Source organism: Amycolatopsis pithecellobii (assembly GCF_009707865.1).
Taxonomy (GTDB): domain Bacteria; phylum Actinomycetota; class Actinomycetes; order Mycobacteriales; family Pseudonocardiaceae; genus Amycolatopsis_E; species Amycolatopsis_E pithecellobii.
In genome coordinates this window covers 1-17392 of the sequence record NZ_WMBA01000021.1, presented here as the reverse complement: position 1 = coordinate 17392, position 17392 = coordinate 1, and the positions used below count along the sequence as shown (strand labels likewise).

Sequence of the window (17392 nt, the reverse complement as noted above, 5' to 3'; positions counted from 1 at the left end):
CGCAGGTCCCTCCTCATCAACTCGTGGTTACGCTCGGCCGGAATCAGGCACTCGTGGCGGCGGGACGGTGGCCCAAGCTGCCACCCCCGAACTCGGGCAGGTTCTCGATCGCGGTGTCGATGGCCTCCTTAGCCGTGTGCAGCCCTTGGGCGTAAGCGTCGTTCCCGTTGTAGCCAGGCAGGTTCTCGATGGCCTTGTCGATCGCCGACTCGGCGGCGTGCGTGGCCTGGACCGCGACCGGGTCGGCTGCCTGAGATTGCTCCGGACCACTCAGGAAGTCGGCCAGCGACGCGGGAGAATTACCGGAGACTTTACCCGGCTCCGCGTGCCGTTGATCTTCGTGATTCTGCTGGCCCTGCTGACCTTCGTGGCCGTGCTGACCTTGGTGATCACCGTGCTCACCGGGCCGGCCGTGGTGGTCGCCGTGCTCGGCATGCTGGTCACCGCCGTGGGCATGTTTGCCCTGATGTTCGCCAGGATTGCCCTGCTGACCATCGTGGTTGCCATGCTGGCCCTGCTGACCATCGTGGTTGCCATGCTGGCCTTCGTGATCGCCGCGCTCGGCATGCTGGTCGCCATCGTGGGCATCTTTGCCCTGATGTCCATCAGAATTGCCCTGCTGGGCATCGTGATCGCCGCGCTGACCGGGGTGGTCGCCCTGTTGATCCCCCTGGCCGTTGTGGTGACCACTGTGGTCGCCATGGCCGGTGTGCTCGCCTTGCTGTCCATTGTGGTCACTCGGCTGGCCCTGCTGTCCACTGTGGTCACCCGGCTCGCCGGCGTGGTCACCGGGACTCGCCGGGTCACCGAGTCCGTGGCTCTGCAGCGAACCGATCGCGTCGTTCGCGGCGTTCTTCGCATCCTGCAAGGCCTGTTGCGTCTCAGGTGACTGCGAAGGCGATCCGGTCTGATCGTGGGGCGGCGTGGTGCCGCTCAGGTCCCCGCGGCCCAATGAACCGTCCGAGGGCGAACCCGGATCCGACGACATCACCGGCGCATGACCGGTGCCGCCCGTCCCGTCGCCCGCCCCCGGATTTCCGCCGGCCGGCCGCTGAGTCGTGTCGCCGGTGACCGGATTTCCGTTGGCCTGTCCCTGAGTCGCGTCGCCGGGAGCCGGATTTCCGCTGTGCAGGCCTCGAATCGCCTCGTCCGCGGCCTTCTTGGCGTCGTCGAACGCCCGTGCCTGCTCCGGGTTGTCGTTGCCGGCCTTGAGACCGTCGATCGCCTTGTCCGTGGCCTGTTGGGCATTGTCCAGTGCCTCGTGCCGCACCGGGTTCGCCAGATCGTTGTCCGCACCGAGGCTCCCCGGACCGGCCGCGGACGGCTGCTCCTGCGACGTGGCCGGTTGCTCCTGAGCCTGGTGCTGGCTCAGCGGCTCCCCCGCTTGCCCGGCCGGTTGTTGCTGCTGCGCCTGCTGTTCGGTCGGCTCCTGTGCGGCCGGTTGCTGCGCCTGAGCCTGCTGTGCCTGAGCCTGCTGCCCCTGCGTCGCCTGAGCCTGCTGGCCCTGCTGTGCTTGAGCCTGCTGTGCCTGGGTCGCCTGAGCCTGCTGGCCCTGCTGTGCTTGAGCCTGCTGTGCCTGGGTCGCCTGAGCCTGCTGGCCCTGCTGTGCTTGAGCCTGCTGTGCCTGAGCTTGAGCCTGCTGCTGCTCAGCCTGGTGCTGCTGCTCGGCCTGCTGCCGTTCCTGTTCCTGCTGCTGCGCCTGCAATTGTTGTTGCTGCGCGGCTTCTTCCTGCTGCTGCGCCTGCTGCTGTTGCTGCTGCTCAGCTTGCTGTTGCTGCGCCTGGTTTTGCGCCTGCTGTTGCTGCAGAGCTTGTTGCTCGGCTTGCTGTTGCTGCGCCTGCTGTTCGGCCTGCTGCTGGCTCAGCTCCTGCTGTTGCTGCTGCGCCTGCTGCTGTTGCTCCCAGGCCTGCTGCTGTTGTTGCTGCTGCAAAGCCTGCTGTTGTTGCTGCTGTTGGTAGGCCTGCATCTGCTGCTGATACTTGGCCATCTGTTGCTGGTACTGCTGGTACTGCTGCTGCTGATATTGCTGGTACGCCTGCATTTGCTGGTTGTAGAGGTTCGCCGCGTTGATCTCGTCCTGCTGCTGCATCGCATCAGGGATCTTCTTGACGTTGTCGGCCTCCTCTTTCAGCCCGTCGAGCAACTTGGACATGCCGTCCGTGTACTCCTTGTAACCGGGCTCGTATTGCTTCACGAACTGCTTGCCGGTCTCGTCCTCGCCCCAGGCGCCCCACTTCTCCTGGAGGAAGCCGTGCACGTCGTTCCAGGCGTTGGCCAGGTTCTCGGTCGCGTCCGAGAGTTTCTGGCCGGCCTGCCTGGCCTTGTCGTAGTCGATGCTGGTGACTTTCAGGCCGTCGCCGTCGCCACCGCCGTCCCCGTCGCTCACTGGAAACCCCCTACTTGTCCTTGTTCTTCGGCCGACTGCCGGTGATTTCGTCGAAGGCGCCACCCAGTTCACCGGCGAACGGGCCCATCAGGGACTCGAGGATTTGCTCGGGGTTCGCCTTTCCGCTGGCCAGATCGGCGAAACTCACACCGGAAAGCCCGAGGTCCATGCCGGCGCTCAGCTTCTCGATCGCCTGCGCACGGCCGGACTGCACGGTTTCGACGATCAGGTGAGCCAGCTGCCCCGGGGCCATCGACCGGAATTTCGTGCCATGGAACTGCATTCCGGTCAGTTCACCGCGACCGTCGAAGGTCATCGACAGCGACCGGTCCTTGGCGCGGACGGTGGTGCTGTCGGCGTCCATTTTCTGCTGGAGCTCGGTCAGCTTCTGCTGTTCCTTCTCCAGTGCCTGCATCGCCGTCTCGGTGGCCTCGGCCATGGATTCCCAGTCAGCCATCGTTTTCTCCTTCGGTTTTGTTGTCCGGGCCGGGCTCGGGCGGCTGCGGTGGTGGCAACGGCGCGGGGCGCGGGCGGCCGAGGACCGCCTGCGGGATGTCTCCGCCACCCCACGCGTCAGGGTCCGCGTGCAACGAGCCCGACGGGTCATGGGCCGGATTGGTCCGCTCCGGCATGCCGCGCGCACCGGACATCGGTGTCATCGGCATCCCCTGCCCGGACATGCCGTGCGGGGCCGGCGCCTGCCCGGCATGGGTTTCCGGATTCGCGCGGTTGACCGGCGCGACCGTGCCTTCCGTGGAGGAGGCCGACAGCCCGGCGAGGTTGTGCACCGGCGGGGTGGTCGGCCCTGGCCTCGGCGCCACCGGGGTGACGGCCTCGTGCCCGGTGGGGCCAGGCGACGAGGGCAGATGCGGAGCCGAGGGACCAGGCCCTTGCGCCAGGTGCGGACCCGAAGGACCGGGTCCCGGCGGGGGCATATGCGGAGCCGGCGACGCCCCGGCGGGGCCCATGCCCGGCGGCATATGCGGGACTGGGGAGTGCCCAGCGGGACCCGTATTCGGAACCGGCGGAGGCCCGGCGGGACCAGGCCCCGGCGGCACCGGATGGGCCGGGGAAAGCTGCGCGGCGGGCGTCATTTCCGGCCCGGCAGGGGCAGGTGGCGTCACCCCGCCGGCCATCGTGCTCGGGGGCACCGGGGCGGCCTGCGCCGCGAGCGGTGCGGGCCCGTGGTGCCCGGGAACGACCGTATGCGAAACCGGCGTCGCCTGTGCCGTGAGCGGAGCCGAGTGGTGTGCGGCAGGCGCCGGGGCGCTGGAGGTGACCGGAATGGCCGGCGACTCCTGCGCTTCCGGCGTGGTCTGGTCCTCCGCCTGCTCCGTGTTGTCCTTCTTCTTTTCCTCGTGCTCCTGGGGTTTCTTCGACCGCTTGTGCTCGAGGTGACCCTGTTCGTCGGACTTCGGGGCCTGACGGCGTGGCGCGGGCCGGCCGAGCGCGGACGTGGCGGCGCCGTCGTTTCCCGGCAGCCAGCCTGCGGGCTGCTCGTCCGTTTCGCAGTCGTCGTCCTTGCGTCGATGTGCGCCCATCGGCCTCTCCTGCCCGCCTGTCGCGCTCGAAACGCCCAGTGGCCCGGCTTCGGCGCCGGTCAGCCTTCCGTCACCGGTCAGCTGCACCTCGCCCGAGTGCCTGCCTACCCCCGGGTGCCTGCCGATCTGTGTCGTCGTCCCGGTCGTGCCCGTCCGGCCCAGCACGCCCGCCGGCCCGGGAGCACCCGGTTGCCCGGTCGCACCGAGCTGCTGACCGGTCGCGCCGACCACGAACATCGGCCCCATCCCGGCAGCCGGATCGTGGGTGCCGTGCCCAGTCGCGCCGCCTCCGTGCCCGCCGCCCTGGGCGGCTCCTCCGCCGCCCTGCTGTTCCTGCTCGGCGCCGGCATACGGGGGCGGCGGCGTGTTGGTGGCACTGGTGACCTCATCGGCCGTGATGCCCTGGCCGATCCACTGCCCGATATCGCCGTATGCGGTGGCGAGATCGTTGAGGATCTGCCGTGCCTGCTGGTCGAGCAACGCCGGATCGCCACCGCCCGCGCGCTGGGCCTGCAGGTCACCCAGGCGTTGCTGCGCCATCGAAAGCGCGTCACCGGCACGCCGCAAAAGGCCGCCGTAGTCCGGGTTCTGCTGCAGCTGGTCGACAAGGCCGGCCAGCCGGTCGGCCTGCCCGCCGTAGGCGCCGGCCGCGTTTCCGTGCCACAGCTCGCCGAAGTTCTTGAACTCGCGGCGGAACTGATCGGACACGTCGCCGACCCGCTGGTTCACCTGATCGAACTTGCTTGCCTGCTGATACCAGCGCTCCGGACTGTCCGCGCCCACGATGGTGAGGACCTGGTCCAGGTTGGGCAGGTCCGGTGGGGGTTGCGGCGGCGGGGGCGTTGCCTCGCCGCCGCGTCCGAGCACGGTAACCATCGGTCAGGCTCGTCCCAGCACTGACGGCGGTTCCTCGTCTTCGCGCTGGTCCGACCAGGCGCCACCGTCGGCCTGCAGCCAGGTGTTCGGCTCGCGCTCGCGCTTCTGCTGCTGGCCCATGCCACCCATGCCGCCCATGCCACCCGGCGGCATCATCGGCATACCGCCACCTGCCTGTTGCCCGGCGGACACGGCCGGCTCGCCGGGGGCCGCCGGACGGAGCTGGCCGGCGTCGGTGGGCCGGGTGAGCCCCTCGTTCTGCGCGACGTCGGTGTCCAGCCTCGCGTCGTGCACCGGGCCACCAGGCTGCGCACCGGCGAGCGAGGCCGCCTCGCCGCCGCCGCCGTGCCCACCACCGATGTTCCCGATACCGCCACCGCCGCCGAGACCACCGCCGCCACCGCCACCGCTGTGGCCGCCCAGTTCCGGGCCGGGACTCATGGTGTGCACCGGGCGGGGGTCGAGGTTGACGCTCGGGTCACTCGCACCACCGAACTCGGGGATGTTCTCGATCGCCTTGTCGGCCGCTTCCTTGGCCTCGTGCAGGGCCTTGGCGTAGGCGTCGTTTCCGTTGTAGCCAGGCAGGTTTTCGATGGCCTTGTCGACAGCAGACTCGGCATCGTGCGCGGCCTTGCTCGCCTCCGGGTCGACCGGCTGGTGACCGTCGCCGCCGTGAGCCTGGTCCTGCCCGCCGAGGAAGTCCGAAAGGGACGACGGGTCCTTGAGGGAGTCGATCGCCTGGTTCGCGGCGTTCTTCGCGTCCTGCAAGGCTCCCTGGGTGTCGGGTGACTGGGCACCGGTGTGGCCGGGGCTGTGCGGGGAACCGGCTGCCTGCTGCGCGTCCGGCGAGTGGGACAGCGAGCCGTCCTGTCCGCCGTGGCCGCCGGGGTCGCCGAGACCACTCGGGTTCTGCAGGCCCTTGATCGCGTCGTTGGCCGCGTTCTTGGCGTCCTGCAACGCCTGCTGTGTGCCATCGTCGGCGGGCGAACCGGTGTGACCGGAAACGTTGCTGGGGCTGTGCCCGCCCAGCCCGTTGGGGTCACCGAGACCACCCGGGTTCTGCAGGCCGGCGATGGCGCCGTTGGCCGCGTTCTTCGCGTCCTGCAACGCCTGCTGTGTCCCGTCCGAAGGTGTGCCGGTCGGGTCGCCGGAGTGCGTGCTCGGAGTGTGCCCGTTCTCGCCGGCCGTGGCACCGAGGCCACTGGGGTCCTGCAGACCGGCGATCGCCTGGTTTGCCGCGTTCTTCGCGTCCTGCAACGCCTGCTGCGTGTCCGGCGACTGCGCATTGGCCTGGCCCGGATCCGACGACATGGTCGCCGGGGTCTTGCCGGCCTCGCCGGGAGTCGGCGACTGGCCCGGGTCGGAGGACATCGTGGCCGGCGTGTTGCCGGTCAGGCCGCCGAGCGCGTTGGGGTCGGCGCTCTTCAGGCCCTTGATCGCGTCGTCGGCCGCCTTCTTCGCATCGTCCAGTGCCTTCGTGCGGTCCGGACTGTCGCCCGGCTTCTTCAACTGGTCGATGGCCTTGTCCGCGGCCCCCTTGGCGCTGTCCAGCGCCTTCTGCCGGGCCGGGCTCGGTTGACCGGCCGGAGCACCGGTGGGGTCGCCGCCTAGGTTGCCGAGACCGCTCGGGTTCTGCAGGCCGGCGATGGCCTGGTTGGCGGCATTCTGCGCGTCGGCGAGACCTTGCTGGCGCTGCTGCTCCTGCTGCTGTTGTTGTGCGGCCTGCTGACCGGTGGGGTCGCCTGCCTGACCGTTCGGGTTGGTGCTGGCGAGGCCCCCCGGGCTGTTCCCGCCGACCTGGCCCGGGTCGTTCGCCAGCGGCTGCCGCTTCCCGACCGTGCCCGGCGTGGAACCGGGAACGCCGGTGTCGCCGAGACCACCGGGGTTCTGCAGACCGGCGATGGCCTGGTTGGCGGCATTCTGCGCGTCGGCAAGACCTTGCTGGCGCTGCTGCTCCTGCTGCTGTTGTTGCTGCTGTTGCTGTTGCTGGGCCTGTTGCTGTTGCTGGGCCTGTTGCTGTTGCTGGGCCTGCTGCTGTTGCTGGGCCTGCTGCTGTTGCTGGGCCTGCTGCTGTTCTTGCTGCTGCTGCGCCTGCTGCTGGGCCTGCTCGTTCCCGCCGGTGGTCGGCGCACCGTTGGACGTGAACGCGGGCTTTTCAGTGCTCTCGGTCGGGCTGGCGGGAGTGAGCTGACCCGGCTGGTAGCCCGGTGTGAGCTGCCCCTGCTGGTAGCCCGGTGTTTGCTGACCCTGCTGGTAGCCCGGCGGCGTGGAGGTATAGGCCTGCTGCACCTGGCCGAGTGGCGGCTCGACATGCAGCGGTGAAAGACGGTCACCCAACTGCTCGAAAACGTCCCGCAAATTCCCGAAAAGCTTCTGCAAAGCCTGCAGCAGATTGCTCTCCACTTGGTGTTCAGCCTGATTCTCGGACTGGACGAACTGCTGGACATCGCCCACGCTCATGGCCGACTGCGCGAGGACGACGGTGTAGGCCATCTTGACGCCCTCCTCCGCATCCTGGGCCTGTTTCACCCCGTTCCACCAGTTGTTGGAGAAGCTCTTGATGGTTTCGCCGATAGACCCGATAGTCCCGGAGTAATCCTGGGTGCTCATCGTGTTGTAGACATCTTCGCTTTGGCTGTAGATCTTGCTGGCGAGCTCCTGGAACGCGTCGCCGGCCTCGCCGGAGAACTCGCCCTTGAGCTTGCCGTATTCCTTTTGGAAGGCTTCGTTGACCTCGCCGAGCTTGTCGATCGCGGCCTTCATCTTTTCCTCTTGGTAGAGCCACCGCTGTGCGGGTTGGCTCCACCCGTCGGCCTGCTCACCACTGTCGTTGTGCGTGAGGTCCGCGGCCGCCGTGTAGATGGACGTCAGGTCCTGGTATTGGGACGGGTCGAAGGACGGTGGCGGCGTGTTGTCCTGACCTGCCATTTGCGACGAGATTGGTTCAGCCATTTTCCCGGGTCCTCAACCTGTGTTCCCTCGACGTCCGAGTCGGCGACCCGGGGCGCTGTGCGGAGGAGAGTGCGCGTCCGGACCGAGCGGTCTTTTGTGCTGTCTACTGTTGCCTGGCAGGGCTGCCGGCTACTGGTTCTGCTGGTATTCCTGCTCACCAGGCGAACCGGGATAGCCGTACTGATCGCCCGGGGTGACCGGAATGGTCTTGTGCAACGGGCGCAGCGGCGTGTATTCCTGCTGCTGTTGCTGGGTGTCCGTCGGCTGTTCCAGGCTGAACTTGCCCTGGTCGTACGGCGACTCCTGCTGCTGGCCGTACGGCGTCGGCTCACCATAGGTATTCGGTTGCTGCTGGTACGGCGTCTGCTGGCCATAGACATATGGCTGCTGCTGCTCGTAGGGCACTTCCCCGGGATTCACGTTCCCCGGATACTGCTGCTGCGTCGGGTAGTACGGCTCTTGCGTGGGGTACGGCGACTGGATCCGCGGCTGCATGGGGTAGGACGGCTCTTCCGGCTGCTGCGTGGGGTACGGCGACTGGATCCGCGGCTGCATGGGGTAGGACGGCTCTTCCTGATACCGCGGGAGCTTCCCCTGCGGGTTGTTGTAGAGCTGGTCCGCCGGTATCCGCGACTGCAAACCAGGCGTCTGCTGGCCCTCAGGCGTGTACTGCCCGGCCGGGGTGTTCTGCCCATAGCCGTACGGGTCATTGGGGTTGTTCGAGGTGTAGGCCGGCTGCTGCCCGTAGGGCGAATTGCCGTAGGCCTGTACCTGCTGCCCGACCTGGGAGGAGTCGGTCTTGATGTGCCCCTCCATCATCGTGATGTCGCCCTTGAGTTTCGCGGCGTTGTCGCCGTCGGTGTTCTCCAGGTCGTCGGCGACGGTGGTGAGGCCGGTGCAGATATCGGTGAACGCCGTCTTGAGGATTTGGGCCTGCTGCTGGATGGCGGAGATGCGGTCCGCGACCCGCTGCTGGAGCCATTGCCCCGTCGGGAACTGACCGGTGGTCTCGGACCCGTCGCCGTCCAGGGCCTTGAACACCGACATGACGTCGTCGTTCATGATGTCGCCGATTCGCTTCGCGGCATCTCGAAGTTCCTGCGGGTCGATCTTCGTCTGATCGCTCATTCTCGGTGTCCTTCCTCAGGCAGGCCGTTCACGAATTGGTAACGCCGGCTCGTCACGTGTTTCGCACGTCTGTGCCGAGCCGGCGTTCGCCTCTTCTCCGCACCCGCAACCTGTTACTGGAACAGGTTCGCCAGCTGGTTGTCCTGGTCGGACAGGTCGTCGGAACCCTGCTGCACGGCCTGCGAAACCTGCTGCAGCCGCTCGGTGCTGGAGTTGAGGTCCTGCGAGATCGTCGCCGCGTTCTGCTCGTAGTGCTCCGAGCTGGCACCGAGGTACTGTTCCTTGTTCGCGCGGACCTGCTTCTCCAGATCCTCCATCTGCTGGTTGATCTGCTGGTTGAGCTGCAGCATCTGCTGCACGGTCTCGGCGATGGCTTCGTGGTTGTAACGGATGATTCCGTCGGCGGCCATTCTTCGCTCCTTTGGCTCGATGGTTCGGGGATAAGGGCAGGACTAGCGGATGACGTTCTGGCTGTCCTGCGCCTGCAGCTTGCTGAGGGTGGTCTTCATCGCGTCGATCATCTGCTGCAGGTTGTTGTTGACGTCGGTCATCTTCTGGTCCCACTCTTCGTGGACCTGGACCAGGGACTGGATCATCGCGCCGCTGTTCTGCGAGGCGGCGTTCTCGACCTCGCTCGAGACCTGCGTCTGCTGCTGCTTGATGTATTCCTGAACCTGGGTGTGCTGCTGAACGATCTGCTCGAACGCGTGGATATCAATCTGCGTTGGCCCAGCCATTTTCGCCTCCTGTAAGTCGATTTCCGTTGTCCGGTCCTATTACATGAAATCAAGGAAGAGTCCGCCGCGAGGCCGCGATGGGCAGCGAGGCCGGACTCCTAGGGGGTTCCCTCGGCAAGAGCAGCGGTGGAGCTCAGCACGGGTCCGGTGGGCAGCAGCGCGAGCAGCCGGTTGGGCACGTCGACCGCCGACCCCGCCCCATAACCGAGTGCTGCGGACGCTCCCGCCGCCAGCGGGAATTTCACGCCGAAGTCGGTGACGAGGAATTCGGTCCCCGGATTCGCCCCGGGAGTGGGCAGATCACGGGCGAGTACGCCGCTGCCCGCCGGAATCGCCACCTGGTCCACCGTGGTTCCCGCGACATGCTGGCCCGTCTTCGCGGCCAGCGCGTTCACCGCCGGGGTCGGCATGGTGAGGAACGCGGCCGCCTTGTTGCCCGCCAGGTCGTACCGGACGCACGGCTGCGTATCCGGTGGCAGCGAACCGTTGAGCAGCGACGGCAACGGCGAGGGATATCCGGCCAGATCCGCGGTGTTCGCCGACGTCGGTACCCCGGCCAGCGCACCTGGTGCCAACGCGATCGGCGCGACATCGGTGCCGGGATACGCGGCTTTGGTGCCCGGCGAGGCCAGCAGCAGCGCCTCGGTCGTGCGGTTGAGCGGCGCCAGACCGTCCGGCCGGACCACGAACACCTGGTCGGTGCCCAGCGCCGGATTGCGCACCTCGTAGATCTGCCCGACGACGCTGCGATTCCCGCCGATGGTGGGCCCCCGCGAGCCGGTTCCGCCGATCGCCGGCAGGGTGATGTCCCGGCCGGACGGGATCGGGTTGAGCCAGTTCGCCGGTACCGCGATCGGGGTGATGCCGTTGAAGCCGAGCGCCGCGGTGGCGGTGGCATTGGTGAGCCGGTAGCGATTTCCCTGCCACAGCAAGTACTTCGCACCGTCCGATGTGGACACCAGAAGTCCCTGCGCCTCGGTCATCGGCGCCCCGGGCTGCTGGCCGAGCAGCAGCGTCACGGTTTGCGGGTTCGCCGACGCGACACAGGTCGTCCAGGCGCCCTTGTCGAGCCGGTCCGGCTGCGGGATACCGTCCGGGGCGCCCGGGATGCCGATCGGGGTGCCGACCGGGACACCGGTGAGCGCGTTCGCCGAAACCTGTTGCACGGGCGCGCTTCCCCGGCCGCCGCCACCGGCGCTCGCCGCGAGCTTGGCCGAGCTGAAGTTCAGCACCGGCCGCAGTTTCCCGTCCAGGAAAAGGAAACGGGCCCCGGTGTCCTTGTCGACGATCACCGTCCCGGGGCTGCGCCACGCCTGGGTGCCGCCGCCGGGCTTGAGAATTCCGATGAGGGCGAAGATGCCGACCAGCAGCACGGCTGCCATCGCACCGAGGGTGACCCCGGTGGTGAACCGCCGGGTGGGCGGCTCGAGAATATCGGGCTTGCCGTGGATCAAGGCTGAGAACAGCCTGCCCACCACGAAGAAGTAGGCCTGGACCTGATCTCGCCGTGACTGCATCAGCCGATCACTCCGCGAATGTAGGAGTACACGTTCAACACGCCGAGCAGCAGCGGCAGCACGGACACCGCGGTCAGTGACTCGAAGATGTCCGCGGCCCGGCCCCAGTACGGCCGCAACCGGTTGCCCGGCAACCGTTCACTGAGCAACAGCAGCGCCACCGCGACCACGATCACCGGGAACCACAGCCACAGCAGGCGGAAAGTGACTTCCTCCTCCGCCATTCCCAGGCGCAGGACCAGGGTCAGCACACCGACCGCGGCCGGGACCAGCACCGCCCACCGGGTCACCGCACCGGCGATGTGCTTCGCCCGCATGAACATCAGCAGCGAGACGACCGCGTTGAGGATCGAGGCGAGCAGTCCGGTGGCGGGCAGGAAAAGCACGAACAGGACCGACTGTGCCAGCCCGGCCCCGATCTGCAGTGCCGTGAGATAGCCCATGGTCACTTTTCCGCGGTCGACCACGACCTGGTACGGAACCGGGTCGGTGTCCTCCTTCAGTTCGTCCGCGTTCGTCGGCAGCATGGGCAGCGTCAGCCCGCTGAGCCGGAACGCGACGCCGGGGATGAACAGGCCGGCGATCAGCGTGACCGCGATCCCGATCGCCGCCGCGTGTGACGAGGCCAGCGTCGTGGTGGCGCCGATGACGAGCGGAACCGTCAGCAGCAGCACCGCAGTCAGCGCACCGGCGAACAGCAACGCCGAATCGGCCACCACGGCGACTCCGGCGGCCAGCGCGAGCAGCGCCCCCACCGCTCCGGCGGCCCACTCCACCTGCCAGGACGCCAGCGGCGCCAGCGCGCCGACCCCCACTCCGGTGGCGACGGCGGCATATCCGGCCGCCGCGCCGGCCAGCACCGTCGCGGCCACGGGTTTGACGATCGCCCGCGCCGCCACGGCCGCGCCCGCGAGCAGGAGGACCGCGGTGGCACCGGCCACGGCGGCTCGCAGGCCCGGCTCACCGCCGGTCACCAGCAGCACCAGTCCGATGAGCAGCGCCGCTCCGCTGCCGAGTTGCAGCATCCACCTGGTCCGCTCCGGGGCCCAGGCGTTGGGGTGGTTCCTGATCTGCTCGCCGACCCCGTCGACGAGATCGTCGTAGTCGATCGGCGCGAGCTGGGCGGCGCGCGGACGCAGATACAGCGTCTCGCCGTCCATCAGGTTCAGCTCGCTCGACGTGCGGTCTTCGTCCAGCGGCGGTTCACCGAGCCGCTGCACGACCCATCCCTCGTGTTCGGCGCCTTGTTCGATGGTGTCGCCACCGAACTGGGCCATCACGGCGGGCAGCAGATCGCCAAGCGGAACCTCGACGGGAACCGCCACGTCCACACTCTGTTCCCCCAGAGCGAAACGTAGCCGTCCCGGCGCGTTTGTGCGATGCTGTGTGCGCTCTTCCATTTGGTTGTCCGGTCCTTCCTGCCAGGGCTAGAACCCGGAGACGACAAGACGGTAGCGGTCACCCGGCCCTGTCATGCCCCTTCGGCGGCGGTCAACGGGCGCTTCTCGGGAAACCACTCGGCAAGGGAGAGCACGCAGATGAGCACGGTGTTGTTCAGCCGGCGGGCGCGGCGGTTCGGGCCGTCCGCCCCGGACGGCGAGATGCCCATGCAGGAGCCGCCATCAGTCCCGGAACACACCCCGGGCGGGGTCGGTTCCGTGCTGGTGCTCGCGCCGATGAGCCTGAGCTCGCTGGCCATGGTGATGATCTTCATCCGGCCCGGCTCCGGGGCGCTCGCCTACATCGGCGGCGGTCTGATGCTCGTCTCGTCGATCGGCATGATCCTCTCCCAGTTCCTGCGGAACTCGTTGAACCACCGGGAAAAGCTGCACGGTGACCGGCGTGACTACCTGCGGTACCTGACCCAGCTGCGCAAGACGATCCGCGGCGCGCTCGGCGGGCAGCAGAAGGCGGGCCGCTGGCTGCATCCCGACCCGGGGTCGCTGTGGTCGATGGCGCTGTCCTACCGGCTGTGGGAACGGCGGCCCGCGCACGAGGACTTCGGCGAGGTCCGGATCGGGCTGGGCACGCAGCGCGCCTCGACGAAGCTGATCCCGCCCGACACCAAGCCCATCGAGGACCTCGAACCCCTTGCGGCGCATGCACTTCGCCGGTTCCTCCAGGCCTACACCTCGCTGCCGGACGCGCCGATCGCGGTCTACCTTCGCGGCTTCGCGCAGATCCAGTTCCAAGGCGACCCCGACACCATCCGCGCGCTGGTGCGAGCCATGCTCGGCCAGGCCGCCACCGCACACGCGCCCGGTGATCTCCGGATCGCGGTGTGCGCGAACGAGACCACCGAAGGACACTGGGACTGGATCAAGTGGCTGCCGCACGCACAGGATCTCGAATCCCGTGACGCCGCCGGCGCGCGGCGGCTGTTCACCGACGGCGTCCCCGATGTCGAGAACCTGCTCGGCGGCGAGGCGTTCACCGGCCGGCCGGGCTTCGAGCCGGAAGCACCGGTGACCTCGTCGGAACCGTTCGTGCTGCTCGTGCTGGACGGGGTGACGGTGCCGCCGGAGCACCGGGTCGGCGAAGAGGGTTACCGCAACGCGGTGATCATCGACGTCTCCGGATCGCTTCCGTGGCAGGGCAGGCAGAACGCGCTGTACCTCAACGTCGAAGAGGACGAGATCAGCACCGTCACGTTCGACCGGCTCGGCAAGCCGCAGACGAAGTCGCTGTGCAAACCCGATCAGCTCAGCGAACGCGCGGCGTCGGGATTGGCCAGGACCATGGCCCGATACCGGGTCGGGGAGGCCGCGGACAACGACGAGCCGTTGGCCACCGACTACGACCTCGCCGTGATGCTGGGTCTCGGCGACGTCCGCACGTTCGACCCCGTGAAGTACCGGCGCGAGCGGATGAGCGCGCGGCGGCGGTTGCGGGTCCCGATCGGGATCGCGTCGAACGGCACGCCGATCGAGCTGGACATCAAGGAATCCGCCGAGGAAGGCATGGGCCCGCACGGGATGTGCGTGGGCGCCACCGGGTCCGGTAAGAGCGAACTGCTGCGCACCCTCGTGGTGGCGATGGCCACCACCCACACGTCCGAGGAGCTCAACTTCATTCTCGTCGACTTCAAGGGTGGCGCGGCGTTCCTCGGGTTCGACATGCTGCCGCACACCTCGGCGGTGATCACCAACCTGGCGGACGAACTCGAGCTGGTCGACCGGATGCAGGACGCGCTGACCGGTGAGATGAACCGGCGCCAGGAACACTTGCGGGCGGCGGGAAACTACGCGTCCCGGCGTGATTACGAGGCCGCGCGCCAGCAGGGCGTGCCACTCGAACCGATGCCCGCGTTGTTCATCGTCATCGACGAGTTCTCCGAGATGCTCTCCAGCAAACCGGAGTTCATCGACGTGTTCGCCATGATCGGCCGGCTGGGCCGCAGCCTCGGGGTGCACCTGCTGCTTGCTTCGCAGCGGCTCGACGAGGGCCGCATCCACAAGGTGGAGACCCACCTGTCCTACCGGATCGGTCTGCGTACCTTCTCCGCGATGGAAAGCCGCAGCGTGCTCGGCGTGCCGGACGCGTATGAACTGCCCAAGAGCCCCGGCAACGGGTATCTGCGGCCGGACACCCAGACGCTGATCCGGTTCAAGGGCGCGTACTCCTCGGCACCCTACCGCGGTCCGCGCAAGACCCCGCGCGGTGGTCTGGTCAACCAGCACCTGGTGCCGTTCGGCACGTCCTATGTGGCGCCGCCACGGCAGCCGGAGCCGGAACCGGAGGAGGTGCCGGTGAACGATTCGGAGCCGATCCCCACCATGATCGACATTCTCCTCGAGCGGCTTCGTGACATCGGCCCGCGCGCCTACCAGGTATGGCTGCCGCCGCTCAAGGAACCGTCCACTTTGGACCAGTTGCTGCCGCCGCTGGTGGACGACGCCGAGCTCGGTCCGCGCCCGGTCGGCGATCTGGGCACCGGCACGCTGACGGTGCCGGTCGGCCTGATCGACGTGCCCGCCCAGCAGCGCCGCGAACCGTTGATCGCGGATCTGTCGGGTAGCAAGGGAAATGTGGGCCTGGTCGGCGGCCCGCAGAGTGGCAAGAGCACCATGCTGCGCACCTTGATCACATCGCTGGCGCTCACCCACAGCGCGGCCGAGGTGCAGTTCTATTGCCTCGACTTCGGTGGCACCCTCTCGTCGCTGGCGAAACTGCCGCATGTCGGCAGCGTCGCGAACCGGCTCGACCGGGACCGGGTGACCCGGACGGTGCTGGAGGTGACGAACCTGATGGCCCGGCGGGAGGCGCTGTTCGCCGAGCACAACATCGACTCGATGGCCACCTACCGGCGGGCCCGCAAGGCCGGGAACTTCGCCGACCTCGACCCCTACGGTGACGTGTTCCTCGTGGTGGACGGGTGGTACACGGTCCGGCAGGATTTCGACGAGCTGGAGGAACGGTTCCACGAGCTGGCCGCCCGTGGTCTGTCGTTCGGTATTCACCTGGTCATCGCCAACAGCCGGTGGTCGGAGATGCGGCCGTGGCTGAGGGACGTGCTCGGTACCCGGTTCGAGCTGCGGCTCGGTGACCCGATCGACTCGGAGATCAACAGCAGGCTGGCGGCGAAGGTGCCGGCGCTGCCTGGCCGGGGGATCACGCCGGACAAGCTGCACTTCCTGAGTGCGCTGCCGCGGATCGACGGCAGCACCGATACCGATGATCTGGCCGACGCGACCATGGAGTTGTCCGAGTCGCTGGCGTTGCCCTCGGCGCCGGCGGCGCCGAAGGTGCGGCTGCTCCCGCAGGAGCTGCACGCGGCGCAGCTGCCGCCGCCGACCTCCCCGTCGCCGAGCGCGGACATGCGGATGGCGCTGGGCGTCGAGGATGTCGAACTTTCGGTGCAGTGGCTGGATTTCGACTCCAACCCGCACCTGATCATCTTCGGTGACACGGAGACCGGGAAGACGAACGTGTTGCGGCACATCGCAAAGTCGATCGCCACGCACTACACCCCGGAGCAGGGCCGGGTGATGTTCGCGGACTTCCGGCGCGAGTTGCACGACACCGTTCCGCAGGATCACCAGATCAACTACACGGTCGCCGCGGATGGGCTCAAGGAGGCCGTCAAGGAGGCCGCGGAGCTGTTGTCCTCACGGGTGCCCGGCCCGGAGATCACGCCCGACCGGTTGCGCAAACGTGACTGGTGGACGGGTGGCCGGTTGTTCATCCTGATCGACGACTACGAGCTGGCCGAAGGCGGGATGGATCCGCTGGCCCCGCTCACGCCGTTGCTCGCGCAGGGTGCGGACATCGGGTTGCACTTGATCATGGCGCGCAGCACGCAGGGCGCGTCGCGGGCGATGATGAACTCGGCGATGCGGCGCATGTGGGATCTCGGTGCGCCGGCGCTGTTGTTCTCCTGCCCCAAGGATGCCGGTACGTTCCTCGGCACCTTGAAACCGCGGCTCCTGCCGCCCGGCCGGGCGCAGTTCGTCAACCGCAGGCGCAATGTCCGGCTGGTGCAGACCCCGATCGTGCCCGGCGCGGTACAAAAGCAGGAGTGACAGCACGCTGGACGCCGCCCCGTGCGGGGCGGCGTCCGGTGCCGGCTCAGCCGATCGGCGTCACCAGGAGCGGGAGCCGGCGGATGTCGTCGATGGTGCAGTACAGGCCGGCGAGCGCACAGATGGCCCGCATGCAGATGTCGAAGTCGGCCTCACCGGGTTCGAAGTCTTCTTGTTCGACGTTACCGGCCGCCTCGAACGCGGACCGCAGTTCGGCGGGCATGCCGGGCAGGTCCGCCTCAAGGTCAAGGTCGTCACGGTTGACCCAGGAAACGACCTTCCCATCCACAGCGTAGGTAAGGCTGACGTCGGCGTTGATGCTGTACATGCTCGTCGCCGCGGTCCGCCCGTCGGCGGACAGAGCGGTCGTCGAGTCCTCATCCCAAGTGGCCGCCTGGTTGTCGTAGACGAAGGTCCACTCCCCAACACGCCCAGCCAGCAACGTCCCCTCACCAGGCCCATCCTCGGAAAGCTCCCAAACGCGAATAAGCTTTTCCTTGGCCCCCAACGCAACCAGCGCCTCAGCAGGCTCAAGCCCACGAACCACATGCACCAAATGATGAGGATCCTCATCGGTAAGCGCCTCAATCCACCGAACCCCCCCTTCCTCATCAAGCAAATGAGCCGCAAACCCAGGCGTAGCCATAAAAAATCCCTTCCACCGAGCTGAATGCGGAAAGATCATCCCGGACTCCGACCGGCGCCCGACAACGGCACCCGACCAGCCGTGGGG

11 protein-coding genes are annotated in these 17392 nt (G+C 67.9%); 1 reads left to right on the top strand and 10 read right to left on the bottom strand.

Annotation, left to right across the window (positions count from 1 at the left end):
- Nucleotides 1–43 precede the first annotated feature (43 nt).
- From GKO32_RS15695 to eccD, 9 genes are all read right to left on the bottom strand, one after another.
- Nucleotides 44–2386 (bottom strand): hypothetical protein, encoded by a 2343-nt coding sequence (locus tag GKO32_RS15695; protein ID WP_154757615.1) that lies wholly within the window; start codon nt 2384–2386, stop codon nt 44–46.
- A gap of 10 nt (nt 2387–2396) precedes the next feature.
- Complete coding sequence (locus tag GKO32_RS15690; RefSeq protein ID WP_166459575.1) at nt 2397–2843, bottom strand: YbaB/EbfC family nucleoid-associated protein; 447 nt, start codon at nt 2841–2843, stop codon at nt 2397–2399.
- Nucleotides 2836–4803: a WXG100 family type VII secretion target gene (locus GKO32_RS38005; RefSeq protein WP_166459574.1), complete on the bottom strand. Its 1968-nt coding sequence runs from the start codon at nt 4801–4803 to the stop codon at nt 2836–2838. The genes GKO32_RS15690 and GKO32_RS38005 overlap by 8 nt, the downstream gene beginning before the upstream one ends.
- 3 nt (nt 4804–4806) lie before the next feature.
- Entirely contained in the window at nt 4807–7755 is a 2949-nt protein-coding gene (locus GKO32_RS15685; protein WP_154757613.1) for a hypothetical protein, read from the bottom strand.
- Nucleotides 7756–7884: 129 nt separating this feature from the next.
- Complete coding sequence (locus tag GKO32_RS15680; RefSeq protein WP_154757612.1) at nt 7885–8883, bottom strand: WXG100 family type VII secretion target; 999 nt, start codon at nt 8881–8883, stop codon at nt 7885–7887.
- 113 nt (nt 8884–8996) lie between these two features.
- A complete protein-coding gene (locus GKO32_RS15675; RefSeq protein ID WP_154757611.1) occupies nt 8997–9293 on the bottom strand; it encodes a WXG100 family type VII secretion target in 297 nt (98 codons plus the stop codon).
- Nucleotides 9294–9335: 42 nt separating this feature from the next.
- Complete coding sequence (locus GKO32_RS15670) at nt 9336–9620, bottom strand: hypothetical protein (RefSeq protein ID WP_154757610.1); 285 nt, start codon at nt 9618–9620, stop codon at nt 9336–9338.
- Between the two features lie 98 nt (nt 9621–9718).
- A complete protein-coding gene (eccB, locus tag GKO32_RS15665; RefSeq protein ID WP_154757609.1) occupies nt 9719–11137 on the bottom strand; it encodes a type VII secretion protein EccB in 1419 nt (472 codons plus the stop codon).
- On the bottom strand, nt 11137–12537 hold the full coding sequence (gene eccD, locus GKO32_RS15660; RefSeq protein ID WP_154757608.1) for a type VII secretion integral membrane protein EccD: 1401 nt from the start codon (nt 12535–12537) through the stop codon (nt 11137–11139). Before eccD ends, eccB begins: the two co-directional genes overlap by 1 nt.
- A gap of 138 nt (nt 12538–12675) precedes the next feature.
- On the opposite strand from eccD, the gene eccCa reads away from it, so the two are divergent.
- Nucleotides 12676–16659, top strand: coding sequence for a type VII secretion protein EccCa (gene eccCa, locus GKO32_RS15655; protein WP_154757607.1), 3984 nt, complete (start codon nt 12676–12678; stop codon nt 16657–16659).
- Nucleotides 16660–16705: 46 nt separating this feature from the next.
- Here eccCa and GKO32_RS15650 read toward each other — a convergent pair.
- The coding region (locus tag GKO32_RS15650; protein ID WP_208024417.1) for a hypothetical protein at nt 16706–17392 on the bottom strand (687 nt) is incomplete at its 5' end.